Below are 18091 nucleotides of genomic sequence, written 5' to 3'. Positions count from 1 at the left end.
CGCCGCGTGTCTCGGGGCCGCGTCCCGCGTGGGCGGCGGGTCCGGGCGCCGCGGTCGCGGGAGCGGGCAGGGTCTCGGGGGCGGCGGGCCATGCCGTGACGGGGCTGCCGGTACGGCGCCGCAGGAAGACGAGGCTGGTGACGCCGACGGCGGCGACGCCGAGGACGGCGGACTCGCCCAGGGTGTCCCAGGAACGCAGGTCGACCAGCGTCGTGGAGACGACGTTCTTCAGGCCCTCGGCGGAGGTGACGGTGGTCAGTCCGGGCCCGGCGGGCTCCGCGACGCGGGCCGTGCCCGCCACATACGTCATCGCGGCCGCGAACCCCCCGGCGGCCAGCCCCGTCACGAACCGGGTCACGCGGCGCAGCGCGCTGGTGCGCCGCTCGTCGGGGAAGCGGGCCGGCAGTCTGCGCAGGATGAGCACGAACACCACGAGGGAGACGGTCTCGACGGCGAACTGCGTCAGCGCGAGATCGGGGGCGCCGTGCAGCACGTACAGCACCGCCGTGCCGTAACCGGTCACGCCCGCGAGCACGACGGCGGTCATGCGCTGCCGCGCCGTCACACACAGGGCGGCCACCGTGCACACGACGACGGCGACGCCGAGCTGCGGAAAGGAGTCGTACCAGCGCAGCGGGCCCGTGTGCTGCCACGGCGGATCGGTGATCACGGCGGCGCTCTGCGCCACGATCAGTACGGCGAGGACGGTGCCGAGGTAGACGGGGAGCGAGCCGCGCTGGACGCTGCCGGTGACCTCCAGGGCCGTGCGCTCCAGCGTCCACAGCGTCCGTGCGAAGACGCGCCGGCCCTCGGGCACCGCGAGGCGGCGGCCCAGCCCGGACGCGGAGCGGGCGGCGAGGAAGAGGGCGACGCCCGCGGCCCAGGCCACGGCGGAGAGCAGCAGCGCGGGGCCTGCTCCGTGCCACAGCGCGAGGCGGTACGGGGCGCCCTCTCCGTGCGCCGGGACCGTACGGGCGTGGCGCTCCAGCAGGGGGGCGATGACGGTGACGCCCGGCCCGAGGGCGGCTCCGGCGAGGGCGCACAGCGCCGCGGGCACGGTCAGCAGCAGACCGGTGCGGGCCCGCATGGGCGTGGGCGCGTGGAGCCCGTCGCCGCCGGGTTTCGTCGCGAAGGCGCCGTACAGGAAACGCAGCGTGTACGCGGTCGTCAGCGCGGAGCCGGCGGTGACGGCGGCGGTCACCAGAGCCGGGACGGGCGGACCGGGCGTACCGGCGCCGCCGGTGTGCAGCAGGGCGTCGAACGCGGCCTCCTTCGCGGCGAATCCGAGCATCGGCGGCAGCGCGACCATGGACGCGCCGGCCGTCACGGCGACGGCGCACACGGCGGGCATCGAGCGGGCCAGTCCGGAGAGCCGGTCGGCCTGCCGGGTCCCGGTCGCATGGTCGATGATGCCGACGACGAGGAAGAGCGGCGCCTTGAACAGGGCGTGCGCCAGCAGCATCGCGGCCCCGGCGAGCGCGGCGTCCCGGGTGCCGGTCCCGGTCAGCACGGTCAGGAAGCCGAGCTGGCTGACGGTCCCGTACGCCAGCAGCCGCTTGAGGTCCTTCTCCCGCAGCGCACGCCAGCCGGCGGCGACCATCGTCGCGCCGCCGAGGGCGAGCACCGTCGCCTGCCAGGGCGGTGCGCCGGCGTACGCGGGGGCCAGCCGCGCCACGAGATAGACGCCCGCCTTGACCATGGCGGCCGCGTGCAGATACGCGGAGACGGGCGTCGGTGCGGCCATCGCGCCGGGCAGCCAGAAACTGAAGGGCCACACCGCGGACTTGGACAGCGCCCCGGCGAGGATCAGTACGAGGGCGACAGCGACGCCGCCGTGCGCGGGCGGCGGCGAGGCGAGGATCCCCGAGATCCGGTACGTGCCCGCGGCCTCCCCCAGGATCACGAAGCCCACGAGCATCGCCAGTCCCCCGGCGACCGTGACGATCAGCGCCTGGAGCGCGGCCAGCCGGTTGGGGCGCCGCTCCGGTACATGGCCGATGAGGAGGAAGGAGAAGACCGTGGTCAGCTCCCACATGACGTACAGCACGATCAGGTCGTCGGCCACGACGAGCCCGAGCATCGCACCGGCGAACGCGGTGAGGACTCCGGCGAACTGCCCCAGGGAGAAGGCCGGGCGGCTGAAGTAGCCCGCGCAGTAGACCAGTACGAGCGCGCCGACGCCGCCGACCACCGCGACCATCAGCAGGGCGAGGGCGTCGCAGCGCAGGTCCAGTTCCACGCCGAGCGCGGGCATCCACGGCCACCGCTCGACGGGCGCCTCCCCCGCCGCGACGCCCTCCCACTGCCAGGCCGCCCAGCCCAGTGCCGTCGCCGGGATCAGGGCCAGGACGAGGAACGCACGCGTGCCCAGCCACCGCACCAGAAGCGGAGCACAGCACGCTCCGGCGAAGTGAAGGAGGATCAGCGACAGCACAGCGCAGATGATTCCACGGCGAATCAGTCAATCTGCGGACAAAGCGCCCCACGGCAGGTGCAGCACGGACCCGGACTCCGGCCGTACGGGCGGGAGTTGGCTCCGTGGTCCGGGGCTTCCGGCGTGGCCTGCGCGGCGAATCACCCGTCTGCCAGTTTCCCGTCCGGACACTTTCTGTGACGCTTGGAGAACTCAGGGTGAGAATCCCCTTACATCAGGAGTCCCCCATGATCCTCAGTGTCTCCGGCGTCCTCCTGCTCGGCTTCATCATCTTTCTCTTCACGCGCAAGGACGGGCTGAAGATCTCCCATGCACTGGTCTGCGCGCTCTTCGGCTTCTACCTGGCGGGCACGGCGATCGCCCCCAGCATCAAGGAGGGCGGCGCCAGCCTCGCCGGACTGCTGAGCGGTCTGAAGTTCTGAGCGGCGCCCGCCGCCGTCACAGGAGGTTTGCGTAGTGCGTTGGCCGCTCTTCCGGCAGCCGGCGGGCGCGGCCGCCGCGCTCCGCTCCGGCCGTCGCGCGGTACGGGCCGGCACCGACGGTGCGCTGGACGTCCTGCACCCGCTGATCCTTCTCCTGCGCGGTCTGAGCAGGCTGACGCTGCTCGCGCTGCGCTGGTGGTCGCGCGCCCCGAAGGACCGCCGCGGCCCGGCGCTCTTCGGCGCGGCGGTGGCCGTGATGGTGGTGGCGCTGCTGCCGTGGGGCCCGGTGTTCGGTGTGGCGCTCCTCGTCGGGGCCGCGGCCTGGCAGGGACGCGAGGGCGCGGGAGCCGTGCGGGCCGCCCGCGAGGAGGCGGAGAACTCCCGGCTGCAGGCGGTCTACGAGGCGCTGGTCCCCTGCTTCGCCCTGCACGACGACCCGGACCCGGATCCGGTGTACGCACACGACGGCGCGTGGGAACGGGCCTTCGAGGAGGCCGAGTTCGACGACGACGGCCGTATCGCCCGGCTCCTGGTGCGCTATCCGGCGCACTTCGCCGACGGCGAGCCGGAGCACCGACTCGCAGTGGAGCGGCGGCTCGCCGCCAAGTGCGGCACCGACCGCGAGTACCGCTTCGTGTGGGACGCCGAGCACAACCGGCTGGAGGTGAGCGTCCCGCCGGAGCTGCCGCAGGGCATCGCGGCGCAGCGCTATGTGACGGGTCCGGGCGAGATCGTGCTCGGCTTCACCGACGCCGAGGCGGTGCCGCGCCGCGTCCCGGTCACCGAGGACGGACGGGCCCGCGACGTCCCGCCGGTGGTGTGGCGTACGGGCGCACGCTCCGCGCAGGCACATCTGCTGGTCGCCGGTGTGCCCGGGGCCGGTGCGAGCACGCTGCTGCGCTCGGTGGTGCTCCAGGCGCTCCAGGACGGTGACGTGCTGGTCGTCGAGGGCGGCGGTTCCGGGGAGTTCGCGGCGCTGACGGGACGCGAGGGCGTGCTGGCGGTCGAGACGTCGGCGGCGGGGGCGGTGACCTCGCTGGAGTGGGCGGTGCACGAGACGGAGCGGCGGCTCTCGGAGGCGAGCCGTGCGCGGCAGGCCGGGCACGCCGTACCGGACGACGTACGGCGCCCGCTGTGGATCGTCCTGGACCGGCCCGCGGCGCTGATCCATCTGGCCCGCACCGAACTGCGGCGCGATCTGCGGGAGTTGCTCGAGGTGCCGCTGCGGCACGGGCGTGCGGCGCAGGTGACGGTCGCGGTGGCGGAGCACACCGAGTGCACGGACGTACTGGGTCCCGTGGTGGGCTCCCACACCAGGGCGCGGGTGCTGCTGGGCGCCGCGGCGCCCGGGGAGGCGCGGGCGGTCCTCGGTGAGGCGGTCGCTCCGCCGCCCGGACCGGGGGCGGAGCCGGGCCGCGGCTTCGCACGGCTGGGTACCGGGCCGGTGCTGCGGATGCAGGTGCCCGCAACGCCCGACCCGCTGGACGACTCGGCGCCCGAAGCCGAACGGCAGGCGGTGCTGGGGCTGTTGCCGCCGCCGGCGGCGCCGGAGGCCAGGGCGCTGTCGGGACAGGCCCGCCGGGCGGACGGCACGCAGGCGCCGTCTCTGATCAAGTCGCCCCGCCCACCCGCCAGTTCGTAGCCCTACGGCGCCCCGCGCGGTCCCCCGTCCACGTCCCCCGGCCCGATTCCCTTTCCCGCAGGGCCCGTTCAGGCCACGTACGTACGCGGCACGTCCCCCTCGGCGACCGCGCCCGTACGGACCAGGTCCGCGGCCTGGGCAAGCCGTGTCACGGCCTCGTCGACGACCGGCCCGGAGACGGTGAACAGCAGCCGCACATAGCCCTCGAAGGCACCGTCGACACCGAAGCGCGTTCCGGCCGGCACCCGTACGCCGATCCGTTCGCCCGCCTCGGCGATACGGGAGCCGGAGAGGCCGCCGGTGCGGGTCCACAGCGTCAGTCCGCCGCGCGGGACGGTGAACTCCCAGTCGGGCAACCGCTCGTGGAGGGCGGCCACCAGCGCGTCCCGGTTCGCACGGGCCCCCGCGCGGCGCGCGGTGACCGCCGACTCCCAGCCCTCTCCCTTCAACAGCCGTGCCACGGCGAGCTGTTCGAGGACGGGGCTGCCCAAGTCGGCGTAGACGCGCGCCGCGACGAGGCTGCGGATGACCTCGGGCGCCGCCCTGACCCAGCCGATGCGCAGACCGGCCCACACCGCCTTGCTGACGGAGCCGACGGTGATGACGGCCGAGCCTCCCGGGTCGAACGCGGCTATGGGGCGCGGCAGTTCGACGTCCTCGTCGAGGGTGAGGTCGGTCATGGACTCGTCGGCGACGAGGACCGTACCGGCGGCGCGCGCCGCCGCGACCAGCTCCCGGCGCTGCTCGTCGGGCGCGAGGGCGCCGGTGGGGTTGTGGTAGTCGGCGATCACGTACGCCATGCGCGGGGCGCTCTCCCGGAAGGCCTGCCGCCAGGCGGGCAGATCCCAGCCGGCCAGTCCGTCCGCCATGGGTACGGGCACCAGTCGGGCGCCCGCGTCGCGCAGCAGGTGCAACACGTTGGCGTACGAGGGGTGTTCGACGGCGACGCGTTCGCTGCGGGGCACGAGCTGCCGGGCGAGCGCGGCGACCGCGCCCATCGCGCCGGTGGTCACCATGATCTGCTCGGGCATCGTGGGCACGCCACGCGCGGTGTAGCGGGCGGCCAGCGCCTCGCGCAGCGCGGGAAGGCCGCCGGGGTAGTTGCCGTGAGTACCGGTGTAGGGCGCGAGGTCGGTGACGGCGCCCTGGAAGGCGTCGGTCAGGTGCGGTTCGGGGGCGAGGAACGTCGCGCAGGCCAGATCGATCACCGACCCCGCGGACTCGGGCGGCAGCGGTTCCAGTCCTCGGGTGGGCAGCGGCTTGCCCGCGGGCACGGCGGTCCAGCTCCCCGAACCGCGCCGCGAGGCCAGGAACCCTTCACTGCGCAGCGCCTCGAAGGCGGCGGCCACCGTCGTACGGCTCACCCGCAGCGCGGCGGCCAGCTCCCGTTCGGCGGGCAGACGGGCGGCGACGGGGATGCGGCCCTCCAGGACGAGGAGGCGAACGCCGTCGGCGAGCGAACGGTAGGCCGGCACCCGGTGTCCGGCGTCGGCGGCCGTCGCCGCGCGCTGCGAGGCCAGCAGCCGCGCCAGTTGGGGAGCGCCCACCGCGGAGGTCCACTGCACCATGGTTCCAGTCCACCTTCCCCTGATTGGCCATGGATGTGGCCTGGTTGGTGGCTCCAGACTGCCACGCGTCCGGTAGCCGCCGCCAGCGGCTCCGGCACCGCAGCGGAAGGGAAGGAGCTGCCGTGGCATCGTCGACGGGTTCGGACGCCGGTTCCGGTTCCGGTCCAACTCCCGGGCCCTGCCCCGGTTCCGGTCCTGGTTCCGGTTCGGGCGGGCGCTCCGGCAGGCGCCTCGGCCGGCGTCTGACACAGCTCTACGTGGGCCTGCTGCTGTACGGGGCGAGCATCGGCCTCATGGTGCGCTCCGGGCTGGGACTCCCGCCGTGGGACGTGCTGCACCAGGGCGTCGCCCGGCACACCGGCCTGTCCATCGGCACGGTCTCCATCTGCGCGGGCGCCGCCGTACTGCTGCTGTGGGTGCCGATACGACAGCGCCCCGGGCTGGGCACCGTCTCCAACGTCGTCCTCGTCGGGCTGTCGATGGACGCCACCGTCTGGCTCGCCCCCGAACCGCGGTCGCTCGCCGTGCGCATCCCGGTGCTGACCGTCGCCGTGGTCCTCAACGGCGCGGCCACCGGCCTCTACATCGCCGCCCGCTTCGGTCCGGGCCCGCGCGACGGTCTGATGACGGGGCTGCACCGCGTCACCGGCCGCTCGGTGCGCCTCGTCCGTACGGGCATCGAGGCGGCCGTGCTCCTCTCCGGTCTGCTGCTGGGCGGCACGGCGGGTGCGGGAACCGTGGTCTACGCGCTGGGGATCGGGCCGCTCGCGCAGCTCTTCCTGCGGGTCTTCGCGCTGCCGGACGAGCGGGCGCGGGCGGCCGGTGTCCCGCCCGGCGGATCCGACCCCGGAGGCTCCCGGGTAGTGGCGCGCGGGACGGCCGACGGGGGGCGGCGGCGCGCATGGTGGCGGGGTGGCGCGATACTGCGGCGGTGATGAGCAGCGATCCGCGCCCCTCCCCCGTACCGCAGCGCCGCACGCCCCGCCATCCGTTCCTGGACCACCCCGTGCCGCTCGCCTTCGCCCACCGCGGCGGTGCGGCGGACGGTCTGGAGAACACCCATAGCGCCTTCGCCCGCGCCGTCGGTCTCGGCTACCGCTATCTGGAGACGGACGTGCACGCCACCGCGGACGGCCGCCTCGTCGCCTTCCACGACGCGACGCTGGACCGCGTGACGGATCTGAGCGGCCCGATCGCCGCCCTGCCCTGGTCGCAGGTGCGCCGCGCCCGCGTCGGCGGAGCTGAACCGCTGCCGCTGATGCGGGAGTTGCTGCGGGCCTTCCCCGACGTCCGCTGGAACATCGACGTCAAGGCGGAGGCCGCCCTCGTCCCGCTGCTCGATCTGCTCGCCGAGGAGGACGCGTGGCCGCGCGTGTGCGTCGGCTGCTTCGACGAGGAACGCGTGGCCCGCGCCCAGGCCCTGGCCGGGCCGCGGCTGGCGACGTCGCTCGGCACCCGCGGGGTGCTGCGGCTGCGGCTGCGTTCGTACGGGCTGGTGCCGGCGCGTTCGGTACGCGCGAGCGCGGTGTGCGTCCAGGTTCCCGAACACCGGTCGGGCATCCGCGTGGTGGACCGGGCGTTCGTACGGGCCGCGCACGCGCGCCGGATGCAGGTGCACGTATGGACCGTGAACGAGAGAAACCGGATGAGGGAGTTGCTCGACCTGGGAGTTGACGGCATTGTGACCGATCAGATCGAGACACTGCGCGACGTCCTCACCGAGCGGGGTGCGTGGACGCACGGTCCCGGCCCCCGGTAGACCGGCGGACCCGTGCCGTACGTCCGGGCGCTCCGCGCCCTGCGGGCATCACGTACGGCACACCGCGCACGGGCCGCGGAAGTAGGGGGCAAGGCTGTGAGTGCTGTCGTGACCGGTGCCGGGGACGGTACCGCCGAGCGCCGCCGTGAGCAGCGCGGCTGGTATTTCTACGACTGGGCGAACTCGGTCTTCTCCACCAGCGTCCTGACGGTCTTCCTCGGCCCGTATCTGACGGAGGTCGCCAAGTCCGCGGCGGATCCCGAGGGTTACGTGCATCCGCTGGGCATCCCGGTGCGCGCCGGCTCGTACTTCGCCTACAGCGTCTCCCTCTCGGTGCTGCTGTCGGTGCTGGTGATGCCGCTGGCGGGCGCGGTCGCGGACCACACCGGCCGCAAGAAGCCGATCCTGGGGCTCTTCGCGTATCTCGGCGCGGGCGCGACGACGGCGATGTTCTTCCTCGACGGCGACCGCTATCTGCTGGGCGGTGCGCTGCTGGTCGTCGCGAACGTCTCGTTCGCGACCGCGGTCGTCATCTACAACGCCTTCCTGCCGCAGATCGCCGGACCCGAGGAGCGCGACGCGGTCTCCTCCCGCGGCTGGGCCGCCGGCTACGCGGCCGGCTCGGTGGTGCTGGTGGCGAACCTGGCGCTGTTCCTCCAGCACGAGGCGCTCGGCCTCTCGGAGGGGTCCGCCGTACGCATCTGCCTCGCGTCCGCGGGCGTGTGGTGGGGCCTGTTCACGGTGGTGCCGCTGCTGCGGCTGCGGGAACGCCCGCCCGCGCACACCGATGCGGCCGATGCGCGCTTCTCGCTGCTCAGCGGCTGGCGCCAGCTCGCCACCACGATGCGCGAACTGCGGCGCTACCGGCTGACGTTGTTCTTCCTCGTCGCGTACCTCGTCTACAACGACGGCGTGCAGACCGTGATCACCCAGGCGTCCGTCTTCGGCTCGGAGGAGCTGGGCGTGGACCAGACGACGCTCATCGGCGCCGTGCTCCTCGTCCAGGTGCTGGCGGTGGCGGGCGCGCTGCTGATGGGACGGCTCGCGGCCCGTTACGGGGCGAAGCGCACCGTCCTCGCCTCGCTCGCGGCGTGGGCGGTGATCTGCGCGGCGGGGTACTTCCTGCCGGCCGGTGCACCGGTCTTCTTCTTCGCGCTGGCGGCCGGCATAGGTCTGGTGATGGGCGGCAGCCAGGCGCTCTCGCGCTCCCTGTTCGCGCAGTTCGTGCCGCCGGGCAAGGAGGCGGAGTTCTTCTCCCTGTACGAGGTGAGCGACCGCGGCACGAGCTGGCTGGGCCCGCTGGTCTTCGGTCTGGCGTACCAGCTCACGGAGAGCTACCGGGCTGCGATCATCTCGCTGGTGATCTTCTTCGTGCTGGGGTTCGTGCTGCTGCTGCGGGTACCGGTGGAGCGGGCCGCGGCGGCCGCGGGAAACCCCTTGCCGGAGCGGATTTAGGACTTGCGGGGGCGGCGCGGTAGTGTACGCCCTCGGCTCGCCGGATGGACCGTTACTGCACGCCAAAGAGATGAGAACGCTGGGTGACATCTCCTGTCAGTTGTGACAAACCGGTCATTGGTGGGTACACGAAGGGCGGCACGACGGGCGACGCATCTCCCGCTACGGGAATCTTCACCGCCGACCGGACGTTGAGCAGATGACGACGACGACAGCAGTGACACATGTCCTGTGGGCGACAAGCCCGGGAGGCACGAATTCATGAGTGAGCGAGCTCTTCGCGGCACGCGACTCGTGGTGACCAGCTACGAGACGGACCGCGGTATCGACCTGGCGCCCCGCCAGGCCGTGGAGTACGCATGTGAGAGCGGGCATCGCTTCGAGATGCCGTTCTCCGTCGAGGCCGAGATCCCGCCGGAGTGGGAGTGCAAGGTGTGCGGCGCACAGGCACTCCTCGTGGACGGCGAGGGGCCGGAGGAGAAGAAGGGCAAGCCCGCGCGTACGCACTGGGACATGCTCATGGAGCGGCGCACACGCGAGGAGCTCGAAGAGGTCCTCGCGGAGCGGCTGGCCGTACTCAGGTCCGGCACCATGAACCTCGCGGTGCATCCGCGGGACGGCAACAACAAGCGCAAGTCCGCGTAAGCGGCGGCCGGTCGGTGAGCGGCACGCTCACGTCAGGCGTCCGGCCGCGGCAGCACACGCAATAGGCACAGTGCACAGACAGTGCGCGGGCCGGTGATCCTCGGTGGTCACCGGCCCGCGCACTGTCGTGTCCGGATCCGGGCCGGTGACGCGGGTTCGGGGACGACGGCGAGCGCGGGCGCGCGGGCGGCGGGCCTCAGTGCGACGGCGGCTCGTCGTCCCGTACGACCTCGCCCTCGACGACCTTGCCGTCCGGGCGCTGCATGCGCATCTGCTCCTCGGCCCTGCGCGCCTGCTGATAGGCGTCGCCGATGCTGCCGGGCGCGAAGCCCGAACTGCGCTGCAGATAGCGCTGCGTGGTGCGCCTCATCAGCGCCGCGGTCGGCGGGAAGAGGCACAGCAGCCCGGCCACGTCCGAGAGGAGTCCGGGCACGGCGAGCAGCAGTCCGCCGAGCATCGTGAGGGCGTTGCCGCCGCCGGACCGCTCAGGGTTCTGCGGCGGGGCCTGGCCGCTCTGCGCCGCCTTCTGTGCCTGCTGGACGCTCTCGGCGAGGCGCTGCCAGGCACGCCGCCCGGCGCGCTTGACGACGTAGACGCCGAGCAGCAGTCCGGCGATCAGCAGTCCCAGTACGGCCAGCGGCCCTGCGGTCTCGCCGACCAGGATCAGCAGCCAGATCTCCAGCAGCGCCCAGACGGCGACGCCCAGCGGCAGCAGCCTGGCGATCTTGGAACGGCGCGGGCCCTGCGGGTGCTTGTCGTTCGCGGACGGGCCGGAACTCCGGCCGTCGTCGGGCGGCTCGTACGGATACGGTGCGCGGCTCGTCATGGTTCAAGTGTGCCTGCGGTGCAGGGCGCGCTTCACCCGGCCCTCGACGCCCCAGGCCGTCACCCGCCACAGCGCCTCGACCATGATGTCGCGGCTCATCTTGGAGTTGCCCCGTACCCGCTCGACGAAGGTGATCGGCACCTCCACGACGTGGTATCCGGCGCGCACCGCGCGGTTGGCCAGGTCGACCTGGAAGCAGTAGCCCTGCGAGGCCACCACGTCGATGCCCAGTCCCTGGAGGGTCTCGCTGCGGAACGCGCGGAAGCCGCCGGTGATGTCGCGCAGCGGCAGTCCGAGCATCATCCGCGAGTACATGCTGCCGCCACGGGAGATCAGACGGCGCGAGCGCGGCCAGTTGACGACCCGGCCGCCCGGCACCCACCGCGAACCCAGCACCAGGTCGGCGCCCTTGAGGGCGGTCAGCAGCCGCGGGAGTTCCTCGGGCTGGTGGGAGCCGTCGGCGTCCATCTCGACCAGTACGCCGTAGCCGTTGTCGATGCCCCAGCGGAAACCGGCGAGGTAGGCGGCGCCCAGGCCCTGCTTGCCGGGGCGGTGCAGGACGTGGATGTGGCCGTCCTGCGCGGCGAGTTCGTCGGCGAGCTTGCCGGTGCCGTCCGGGCTGTTGTCGTCGGCGATCAGGATGTGCGCCTCGGGCACGGCCTCGCGTACGCGGGCGCTGATCGGCTCGATGTTGTCGGCCTCGTTGTACGTCGGGATGATCACCAGAACCGTGCCGAGCGGTCCGTACCGCCGCGCCTGTCCGCCGTCCGTCACCGCTGCTGCCCCTCTTGCGTCTGCCGTGCGTCGCTCTGCCGCACCCGCCCCGCCGGCTGCGCCGGCCGGCGGTCGGTCCGGCCGCGACGGGCCGCGAACCAGGCCGCGGCGCAGGCGAGGACGCCCACCATAGCGATCACCCACTCCGGTGCGGCGCCGACGCGGTCGGCCGTCGTGATCTCGTCACGCAGGGGCAGTTGGGCGCTGATCACGTCCCGCTCGAACTCCTGCGTGCGCTGCTTGATCGTGCCGTCGGGGCCGACGACGGAGCTGATGCCGCTGGTGGCCGCGGTGACCACCGCGCGGCCGTGCTCGACGGCGCGCAGCTTCGACATCACCAACTGCTGCTCGGGCTGGCCCGTCCTGCCGTAGGTGGCGTTGTTCGTCTGGACGACCAGCGCACGGGCGCCGGCGTTGACGGTGTCGCGCGGGATCTCGTCGTAGGCGACCTCGAAGCAGATCACGTCGCCGAGGCGGGCGGGCCCGGTCTGCAGGACGCCGGAGTGGTCGCCCGGCCAGAAGTCCCGGGGGATCTGCTGGAGGCGGGTGATGACGGTGCTCAATTCGTCCCGGAACGGCACGTATTCGCCGAACGGGACAGGGTGCTGCTTGGTGTACGAGGCGCCGGGGCCCTTGTCCGGGTCCCAGACGATGCCCTGGTTCTCGACGTAGCCCTTGGTGCCGGGGTGGTCGACCAAGGCACCGACGAGGATGGGGACGCCGACCGCCTTGGCGGCCTGGTCGATGCGCTCCCGGGCCTCGGGCCAGCGGTAGGGGTCGAGGTCGGAGGAGTTCTCCGGCCAGACGACGAGTTCGGGGCGCTCGGCCTTGCCCGCCTTGATCTTGCGGGCGAGGTCGAGGGTGGCGTCCACGTGGTTGTCGAGGATCTTCATGGGGCGCCCGAGGAAGTCCATGCCGGGCTGTTCGACGTTGCCCTGTACGACCGCGATACGGGCGGTGTCCTGCGCCGCGGTGGGGACGGGCACGGCGTATCCGGCGGCGGTCACGGCCACCGCGACGGCCAGCGGAGCTGCGAGCGGCACCAGGCCGCGGCCGCCGCGCTGCCCGACGGTCTCTCCGTCCCGGCCGTCGCGCGCGGTGCGCAGGCGCCACAGGACGAGGCCCGCGGCGGCGAGCGCCGTACCGGTCAGGGCCGCGGCGAAGGTGACCAGCGGCGCCCCGCCGAGCGCAGCGAGGGGCGTGTAGGGCGACCCGGTGTTGGCGAAGGCGAGCCGCCCCCAGGGGAAGCCGCCGAAGGGGAGCCGGTCGCGTGCCCACTCCTCCGCGACCCACAGGCAGGCGCCCCACAGCGGCCACAGCGGCAGCCGGGAGGTGGCGGCGAGAGCGGCGCCGAGTCCGGCGAGGAAGAGCGATTCGAGGAAGGCGAGTCCCAGGACCGCGTCCCAGCCGACGACGTGGAGCCACTGGAGCAGCAGCGTGAAGAAGGGCCAGCCGAAGGCGAATCCGCTCCAGGCGCCCTGCCGCGCGGTGCGGCCCCGGGTGAGGAGGCTGAGCGCGGCGACGGCGGCCAGCGACAGCGGCCACAGGTCGTACGGCGGGAAGGCGAGCGCGAGCACGATCCCGGCGACGGCGGCTCCGGCGGTGCGGGCGGCCTCACGGCGTACGAGGGCGCGCAGCCGCCGCAGACGTCCGGGGCGCTGCGATCGGTCAGCCCGGTCCGACCGGTCCGCCGAGGGCGCTTCGTCCGCCGACGTCGCCGTCGCGGCCTGCTCCGTGATCTCGTTCCGCTTCTCGCTCACGTCGGCGGACGCGGCAGCGGCGGCCGGCTCCCGGCCTGCACCGGCTCCGTCTCCCCGCACCGCGGTGGAGCCTCCGGCCGCCTCGCCGCTGTCGTCGGCGTGCTGGCCGCCGGCGGCGGATTCGGCGGTGGTGTCGGAACCGGATGGCAAGGTCGCGCCCTTCCTGGCAGGTCGTGCGGTCGTGAGCCGACCGTATAACGGCGGGTCGGCTCCGCGGGCCGCGGGCCGGGAATGCCACAGACCCGTGGACGTACGGAAGTGAAGGGGCGAAGGGAGCGCAGGGGATGTGCCGCGCGGTGAGAGGGAGCCGCACCGCCCGTGCCGGGGAGTGCGGTTCTGCGGGCGGGGCCCGGTGCCCTTCGGGCCGACCTGGGACCCGCTGGCTGCGAGCCGACCGAAAGCCGTTGTCTACTGAGCATCCGGGCCCCACCCGGGTCACACCCGCCGGCCGGCCTCAACCTTCCGCCCCCGTGCCGCTGGCGCTGGACCTGGCTCCCAGTGGTGGTGTCCCGGTGCGGTACACCACCCCCTGGCCCAGCGGCGTTCGACGACTGCGCGGGGGATGGCCAGCCGGACGTCCTGTGGTGGACCTGGCCGAACCTACCCGGCGCCGGGCCTCGCCTGTCAACAGCGACGCTACCTGCGGCGTTTCGCCGAACTGGCAGGTCAGTACGGCGTGATGGGCGCACGGACGACAGACCGAGGCCCCGTCGGCGGGCCGTAACGGGCCCTCATACATCACTCGTTCGGCCGCTCGTACACGGTCCGTCCCGCGACCACCGTCCGCAGACAGAGCGGCAGTTGGGCACCGGGCGTCAGATCGGGCAGCCCCGGGGTGCCGGAGCGGGGGTCGGTCGACCAGTTGGCGACGCGCAAGTCGGGCGCCTGGACGAGGAGTTCACCGGTGCGCCAGAGCGCGTAGTCGGCGGGCGCTCCGGGGACGAGCACTCCCCCGTCGTCCGAACCCACGGCACGGCGCCCGCCCCTGGTGTGGGCGGTGAAGCCGCCGCGCACGGAGATGCGGTGCTCCGGCGTGCGGTGGAAGGCCGCGGCGCGTACGGCCTCCCAGGGGCCGAGCGGGATCACCGGGCTGTCGGAGCCGAACGCCAGTGGTACACCGGCGCGTTGCAGGGCCGCGTACGGGTTGAGGCCCGCGGCACGCTCCGCGCCGAGCCGTGCCGCGTACATGCCCTCGGTGCCGCCCCATGCCGCGTCGAAGCCGGGCTGTACGGACGCCGTGAGCGCGAACTCCGCGAAGGCGGCGATCACTTCCGCGTCCGGCATCTCGGCGTGTTCGACGCGGTGCCGGGCGGCGCGTACCCGGTCGGTGCCCACGCGGTCCGCTGCGGCGCGTACGCCCTCGGCGACGGCGGTGAGGGCGGCGTCCCCGATGGCGTGGAAGCCCGCCTGGAGACCGGCTTCGGTGCAGGCGGCGACATGGGCGGCGATCGCGTCGGCGTCGAGGTAAGCGCCGCCGTGGTGCGGGGCGTCGGCGTACGGGGCCTTCAAGTGCGCCGTACGGGAGCCGAGTGAGCCGTCGGCGAAGAGGTCCCCGGCGGCGCCGAGCGCGCCCAGTTCGCGGATGCGGGCGGCGTCCGCGGGCGAGGTGACGGGCTCGGCCCAGTAGCCGTGCACGCGGGGGCCGTTGGCCTCCGCGGCGAGGGAGAGCAGGGCGGTGAAGTCGTCCTCGCCGGAGATGCCGGGGCCGGCGCACTCGTGGAGGTCGCCGATGCCGAGGGACGCGGCGTGGTCGAGGGCGGCGCGTTGGGCCTCGGCGCGGCGCTCGGGGGTGAGGGAGGCGTGCGCCCGGTCGCGTACGGCGTGGTGCGCATCGCGCGTGAGGGGCTCGCCGTCGGCGAAGCCGGTCAACTGTGCGACGCCGGGGACGAGTTCGAGGAGCGCCGTGGTGACGAGCGCCGAGTGGACGTCCGTACGGGAGAGATAGAGCGGGCGGCCGCCGGCTGCCTCGTCGAGTTCCGCGCGGGTGGGGTGGCGGCCCTCGGGCCAGTGGGTGGCGTCCCAGCCGTGGCCGAGCAGCATCTTGTCGCCGGGGCGGGACGCGGCGTAGTCGCGGACGCGGGCCAGGGCGTCGCGCAGGCTCTGGACGCCGGTCAGGTCGAGGCCGGTGAGCGCGAGGCCGGTGGCGGTCGTGTGCACATGTGCGTCGGTGAACGACGGTGTGACGAGGGCGCCGTCGAGGTGGACGGTCTCGTCGACGCCGTCGGCGAAGGAGTCGGCGGCGCTCTCGGAGCCGACCCAGGCGATGCTGCCGCCCTGGGTGACCATCGCGGTCGCGAAGGGGTCGGCGGGGCTGTGCACCTCCCCGCCGCGCAGCAGGACGGTGCGGGGTTCGTGCCCGTGGGCGGTGCGCTCGCTCATGGCGTCCAGTCTCCCGCCCCGCGCGGCGGCGGCGCCGGGCGGGGCAGGTCACGAGCACGGACCACGGGCCCGGTGGCTCAGAGAGCGGGCGGCCGTGCCTCGTACGGGGTGGAGAGCACGACCGTCGTACGGGTCGAGACGCCGGAGAGCGTACGGATGCGGGCGAGGAGATGCTCCAGCGCGATGGGGGTGCCCACGCGGACCTTGAGGATGTAGTTCTCGTCGCCGGCGACGCTGTGGCACGCCTCGATCTCCGGTACCTCGGCGAGGCGTTCGGCGATGTCGTCGGGCGCGCTGGGGTCGAAGGGCTTTACGGAGATGAACGCCGTGAGCGGCAGGCCGACGGCCTCCGGATCCACGAGCGCGGTGTATCCGCGCAGGACTCCGCGTTGTTCGAGCCTCCGTACCCGTTGGTGTACGGCCGAGGTGGACAGGCCCGTGGCCTTGCCCAGGTCGGTGTAGCTCATCCGCCCGTCCTTGACGAGCAGCTCGACGATTTGACGATCCACTTCCTCCACAGCAGGTCAACCTACTGTGCCGGGCGCACTCCAGCACACCGGGCGCAGGGTGGAGCGCACACCAGGGCGCCGTGTGTGACCAAGGCCACATCGGTGCCCCCGTGTCCCCGGGCGTGCGGCGATTACGCGAATCACGCCGCGGGAAGTGCTTGCTGGAGCCGGGGGCGAGATGCCCGGCAGGTCCACCAGAGGGGGATTTGCATGCGCAGTGACAAGCGGGCCCGTACGTTCGCACGGGCCGCGGTCGCGCTGGAGCAGGACGTGGCGGCAGAGGCCGCCCAGGACGACGAGACCTACGACATCTACCGCGTGACCTGCCCCGACTGCGGGCAGCCGATCGCCCTCCTCGCCGAGGAGGAGAACCTCCCCGAGCACGCGCTGTGCGCCTCCCCCTGGAATCCCTTCGGGCTCACGGTCTGCCAGGGCTCGGGACGTGCGGCCGCCGACGCGGCACCCGCAGGGGACGACGGTGAGGCGGAGCACGGGCTGACGGCGCTGCTGACGCTTCCCGAGAGCCTGGACTGGCGCACGCAGCCGTTCTCCCACGTGGGCGGTCCGCGGACGCGGTCGCTGGTGGGCGGGGCGTAGTCCGGGACGCGAACAGCATGCGGCAGGACGCGTACCGGGACCTCCGGAACGTCCTGGCCGTCCGTCATGGCAGGTCGTACGCGCCGGGACCCACGGGTGGTGACAGGGCCCCCGGTGGGCACCCGTCACGCCTCTGAAGGCGACAGCCCAGCGAGGTTCCCATGACGCAGACACAGGCACGGACGCAGGACCGGGCGAGGGCACGGACGCTGCTGCGGACGCACGGCGAGACGTACGCCGAGCAGGCCGGAATCACGCTCCGCGACACCCCGTCGCCGCTGTACCGGCTGCTGGTGCTCTCCCATCTGCTCTCCGCGCGGATCCGTGCGGACATCGCGGTCGCCGCCGCACGGGCGCTCTCAGACGCCGGGATGAAGGACGCGCGCCGCATGGCGGACGCGACGTGGCAGCAGCGGGTCGACGCCCTCGGCGCCGGCGGCTACCGCCGTTACGACGAGCGCACCGCCACCCAGCTCGGGGACGGCGCGGAGCTGCTGCTGCGCGAGTACAAGGGCGATCTGCGCCATATGCGGGAGGACCCGCACACGGAGGACCGGCTGCGCGAGATGCCGGGCATCGGGCCGACGGGTGTGGCCATCTTCCTGCGCGAAGTGCAGCGGGTGTGGCCGGAGTTCGGGCCGTACTTCGACCGGAAGGCCCAGCAGGGCGCGGAGCGGCTGGGGCTGCCCACCTCACCGGGCAGGCTTCAAGAGCTGGTCCCTCAGCGGGACTTCGCGCCGTTCGCGGCGGGGCTGGTGCGCGCCGCCCTCGACAAGAAGGTCGTCGAGGACGTACGCGAGGAGACGCGGGCGGCGGCGTAGCCGTAACGGGCGCACCCAGGGCGCGCCCAACCCACGGCGGCGGTACGGCCGTTGGCGGATCGTGCGCGCCCCCGCCGCCCGCGGGGCGGCCGGTCCTAGCAGACCTAGCAGACGGGCAGGCCGGGCACCGGGCTGTCGTTCTTTCCGCCCTTGAGGTAGACGTCGCTCACGAACACGTTCCTGTTGCCCTTGTCGTCGTCCGTCTTCGCCCACCACACGTTCGTCCAGCGGCCCTCGGTCTCGCGGTGGCGGAGCTTCTTCTGGCAGAAGAAGTAGTTGGTGCCGGCGTTGAGGCGGCCGACCGGCTTGTGGCCCGAGTCGAAGGACGTCGCCGCCTTCCACACCGTGCAGTCGAACTTGCCGCCGCCCCGGGGGTGGCAGGCGGGATCGGGCGCCGGTGCGCCTCCGTTGCCGCCCTTGCCGCCTCCCGTACCGGAGGAGCCGCCCGCGGCGCCGGAACCGCCGGAGGCCGCGCTGCCGGAGCCGCCGTCCCCGGGACC

General features: G+C 73.5%; 15 protein-coding genes and 1 pseudogene. 8 read left to right on the top strand and 8 right to left on the bottom strand.

What is annotated here, in order from left to right; all coding sequences use genetic code 11:
• Positions 1-2434: Na+/H+ antiporter subunit A (locus AN218_RS24915; protein ID WP_079132554.1), on the bottom strand; the 2434-nt coding region annotated here is incomplete at its 3' end.
• Between the two features lie 227 nt (positions 2435-2661).
• Between AN218_RS24915 and AN218_RS24910 the strand changes: the two genes are divergently transcribed.
• Complete coding sequence (locus AN218_RS24910) at positions 2662-2856, top strand: hypothetical protein (RefSeq protein ID WP_070009614.1); 195 nt, start codon at positions 2662-2664, stop codon at positions 2854-2856.
• Between the two features lie 34 nt (positions 2857-2890).
• Positions 2891-4498 carry a P-loop NTPase family protein gene (locus tag AN218_RS24905; protein WP_070019172.1) on the top strand — a complete coding sequence of 536 codons (1608 nt, stop codon included), beginning with the start codon at positions 2891-2893 and terminating at the stop codon, positions 4496-4498.
• Between the two features lie 68 nt (positions 4499-4566).
• Here the strand turns inward: AN218_RS24905 and yczR are convergent, their stop codons facing one another.
• A complete protein-coding gene (gene yczR, locus AN218_RS24900) occupies positions 4567-6066 on the bottom strand; it encodes a MocR-like transcription factor YczR (RefSeq protein ID WP_070019171.1) in 1500 nt (499 codons plus the stop codon).
• Between the two features lie 242 nt (positions 6067-6308).
• On the opposite strand from yczR, the gene yczE reads away from it, so the two are divergent.
• The 4 genes from yczE to AN218_RS24880 all read left to right on the top strand — a co-directional run bounded on the left by yczE (position 6309) and on the right by AN218_RS24880 (position 9925).
• Entirely contained in the window at positions 6309-7001 is a 693-nt protein-coding gene (gene yczE / locus AN218_RS24895; protein ID WP_244900678.1) for a membrane protein YczE, read from the top strand.
• Positions 7001-7825 (top strand): glycerophosphodiester phosphodiesterase family protein, encoded by an 825-nt coding sequence (locus AN218_RS24890; protein ID WP_070019170.1) that lies wholly within the window; start codon positions 7001-7003, stop codon positions 7823-7825. The genes yczE and AN218_RS24890 overlap by 1 nt, the downstream gene beginning before the upstream one ends.
• A 96-nt stretch (positions 7826-7921) precedes the next feature.
• Positions 7922-9280 carry an MFS transporter gene (locus AN218_RS24885; protein WP_070019169.1) on the top strand — a complete coding sequence of 453 codons (1359 nt, stop codon included), beginning with the start codon at positions 7922-7924 and terminating at the stop codon, positions 9278-9280.
• A 261-nt stretch (positions 9281-9541) separates the two neighbouring features.
• Positions 9542-9925 carry an RNA polymerase-binding protein RbpA gene (locus AN218_RS24880; protein ID WP_028434437.1) on the top strand — a complete coding sequence of 128 codons (384 nt, stop codon included), beginning with the start codon at positions 9542-9544 and terminating at the stop codon, positions 9923-9925.
• Positions 9926-10121: 196 nt separating this feature from the next.
• On the opposite strand, the gene fxsA is transcribed toward AN218_RS24880, so the two are convergent.
• The 5 genes from fxsA to AN218_RS24855 form a co-directional block, all read right to left on the bottom strand.
• Positions 10122-10751, bottom strand: a complete 630-nt coding sequence (gene fxsA, locus AN218_RS24875; RefSeq protein WP_070019168.1) for an FxsA family membrane protein — start codon at positions 10749-10751, stop codon at positions 10122-10124.
• A gap of 3 nt (positions 10752-10754) precedes the next feature.
• Complete coding sequence (locus tag AN218_RS24870; protein WP_070019167.1) at positions 10755-11525, bottom strand: polyprenol monophosphomannose synthase; 771 nt, start codon at positions 11523-11525, stop codon at positions 10755-10757.
• A complete protein-coding gene (gene lnt / locus AN218_RS24865; protein ID WP_107421563.1) occupies positions 11522-13285 on the bottom strand; it encodes an apolipoprotein N-acyltransferase in 1764 nt (587 codons plus the stop codon). The genes AN218_RS24870 and lnt overlap by 4 nt, the downstream gene beginning before the upstream one ends.
• 738 nt (positions 13286-14023) lie before the next feature.
• A complete protein-coding gene (locus AN218_RS24860) occupies positions 14024-15664 on the bottom strand; it encodes an amidohydrolase (protein ID WP_070019166.1) in 1641 nt (546 codons plus the stop codon).
• 77 nt (positions 15665-15741) lie between these two features.
• Positions 15742-16182 (bottom strand): Lrp/AsnC family transcriptional regulator, encoded by a 441-nt coding sequence (locus AN218_RS24855; protein WP_070019165.1) that lies wholly within the window; start codon positions 16180-16182, stop codon positions 15742-15744.
• Between the two features lie 201 nt (positions 16183-16383).
• Here AN218_RS24855 and AN218_RS24850 point away from each other — a divergent pair, with 201 nt between their 5' ends.
• Together AN218_RS24850 and AN218_RS24845 are read left to right on the top strand one after the other, a co-directional pair.
• Entirely contained in the window at positions 16384-16770 is a 387-nt protein-coding gene (locus AN218_RS24850) for a hypothetical protein (protein ID WP_070019164.1), read from the top strand.
• A 161-nt stretch (positions 16771-16931) separates the two neighbouring features.
• Positions 16932-17591 (top strand): hypothetical protein, encoded by a 660-nt coding sequence (locus tag AN218_RS24845; protein WP_070019163.1) that lies wholly within the window; start codon positions 16932-16934, stop codon positions 17589-17591.
• Between the two features lie 104 nt (positions 17592-17695).
• Here AN218_RS24845 and AN218_RS37045 read toward each other — a convergent pair.
• Positions 17696-18091 (bottom strand): annotated as a pseudogene (locus AN218_RS37045) (serine/threonine protein kinase); the annotation flags it as partial.

Source organism: Streptomyces nanshensis, from assembly GCF_001751255.1.
Classification (GTDB): domain Bacteria; phylum Actinomycetota; class Actinomycetes; order Streptomycetales; family Streptomycetaceae; genus Streptomyces; species Streptomyces nanshensis_A.
Note: the sequence above shows the minus strand (reverse complement) of the source record. Positions and strands in the feature narration are given on the sequence as shown.

Bases quoted from the DNA above. Each gene is read 5' to 3' on its own strand.
- AN218_RS24890 (WP_070019170.1), top strand. From the start codon at position 7,001: ATGAGCAGCGATCCGCGCCCCTCCCCCGTACCGCAGCGCCGCACGCCC.
- AN218_RS24845 (WP_070019163.1), top strand. From the start codon at position 16,932: ATGACGCAGACACAGGCACGGACGCAGGACCGGGCGAGGGCACGGACG.
- AN218_RS24850 (WP_070019164.1), top strand. From the start codon at position 16,384: ATGCGCAGTGACAAGCGGGCCCGTACGTTCGCACGGGCCGCGGTCGCG.
- yczR (WP_070019171.1), bottom strand. From the start codon at position 6,066: ATGGTGCAGTGGACCTCCGCGGTGGGCGCTCCCCAACTGGCGCGGCTG.
- fxsA (WP_070019168.1), bottom strand. From the start codon at position 10,751: ATGACGAGCCGCGCACCGTATCCGTACGAGCCGCCCGACGACGGCCGG.
- AN218_RS24910 (WP_070009614.1), top strand. From the start codon at position 2,662: ATGATCCTCAGTGTCTCCGGCGTCCTCCTGCTCGGCTTCATCATCTTT.
- AN218_RS24860 (WP_070019166.1), bottom strand. From the start codon at position 15,664: ATGAGCGAGCGCACCGCCCACGGGCACGAACCCCGCACCGTCCTGCTG.
- AN218_RS24880 (WP_028434437.1), top strand. From the start codon at position 9,542: ATGAGTGAGCGAGCTCTTCGCGGCACGCGACTCGTGGTGACCAGCTAC.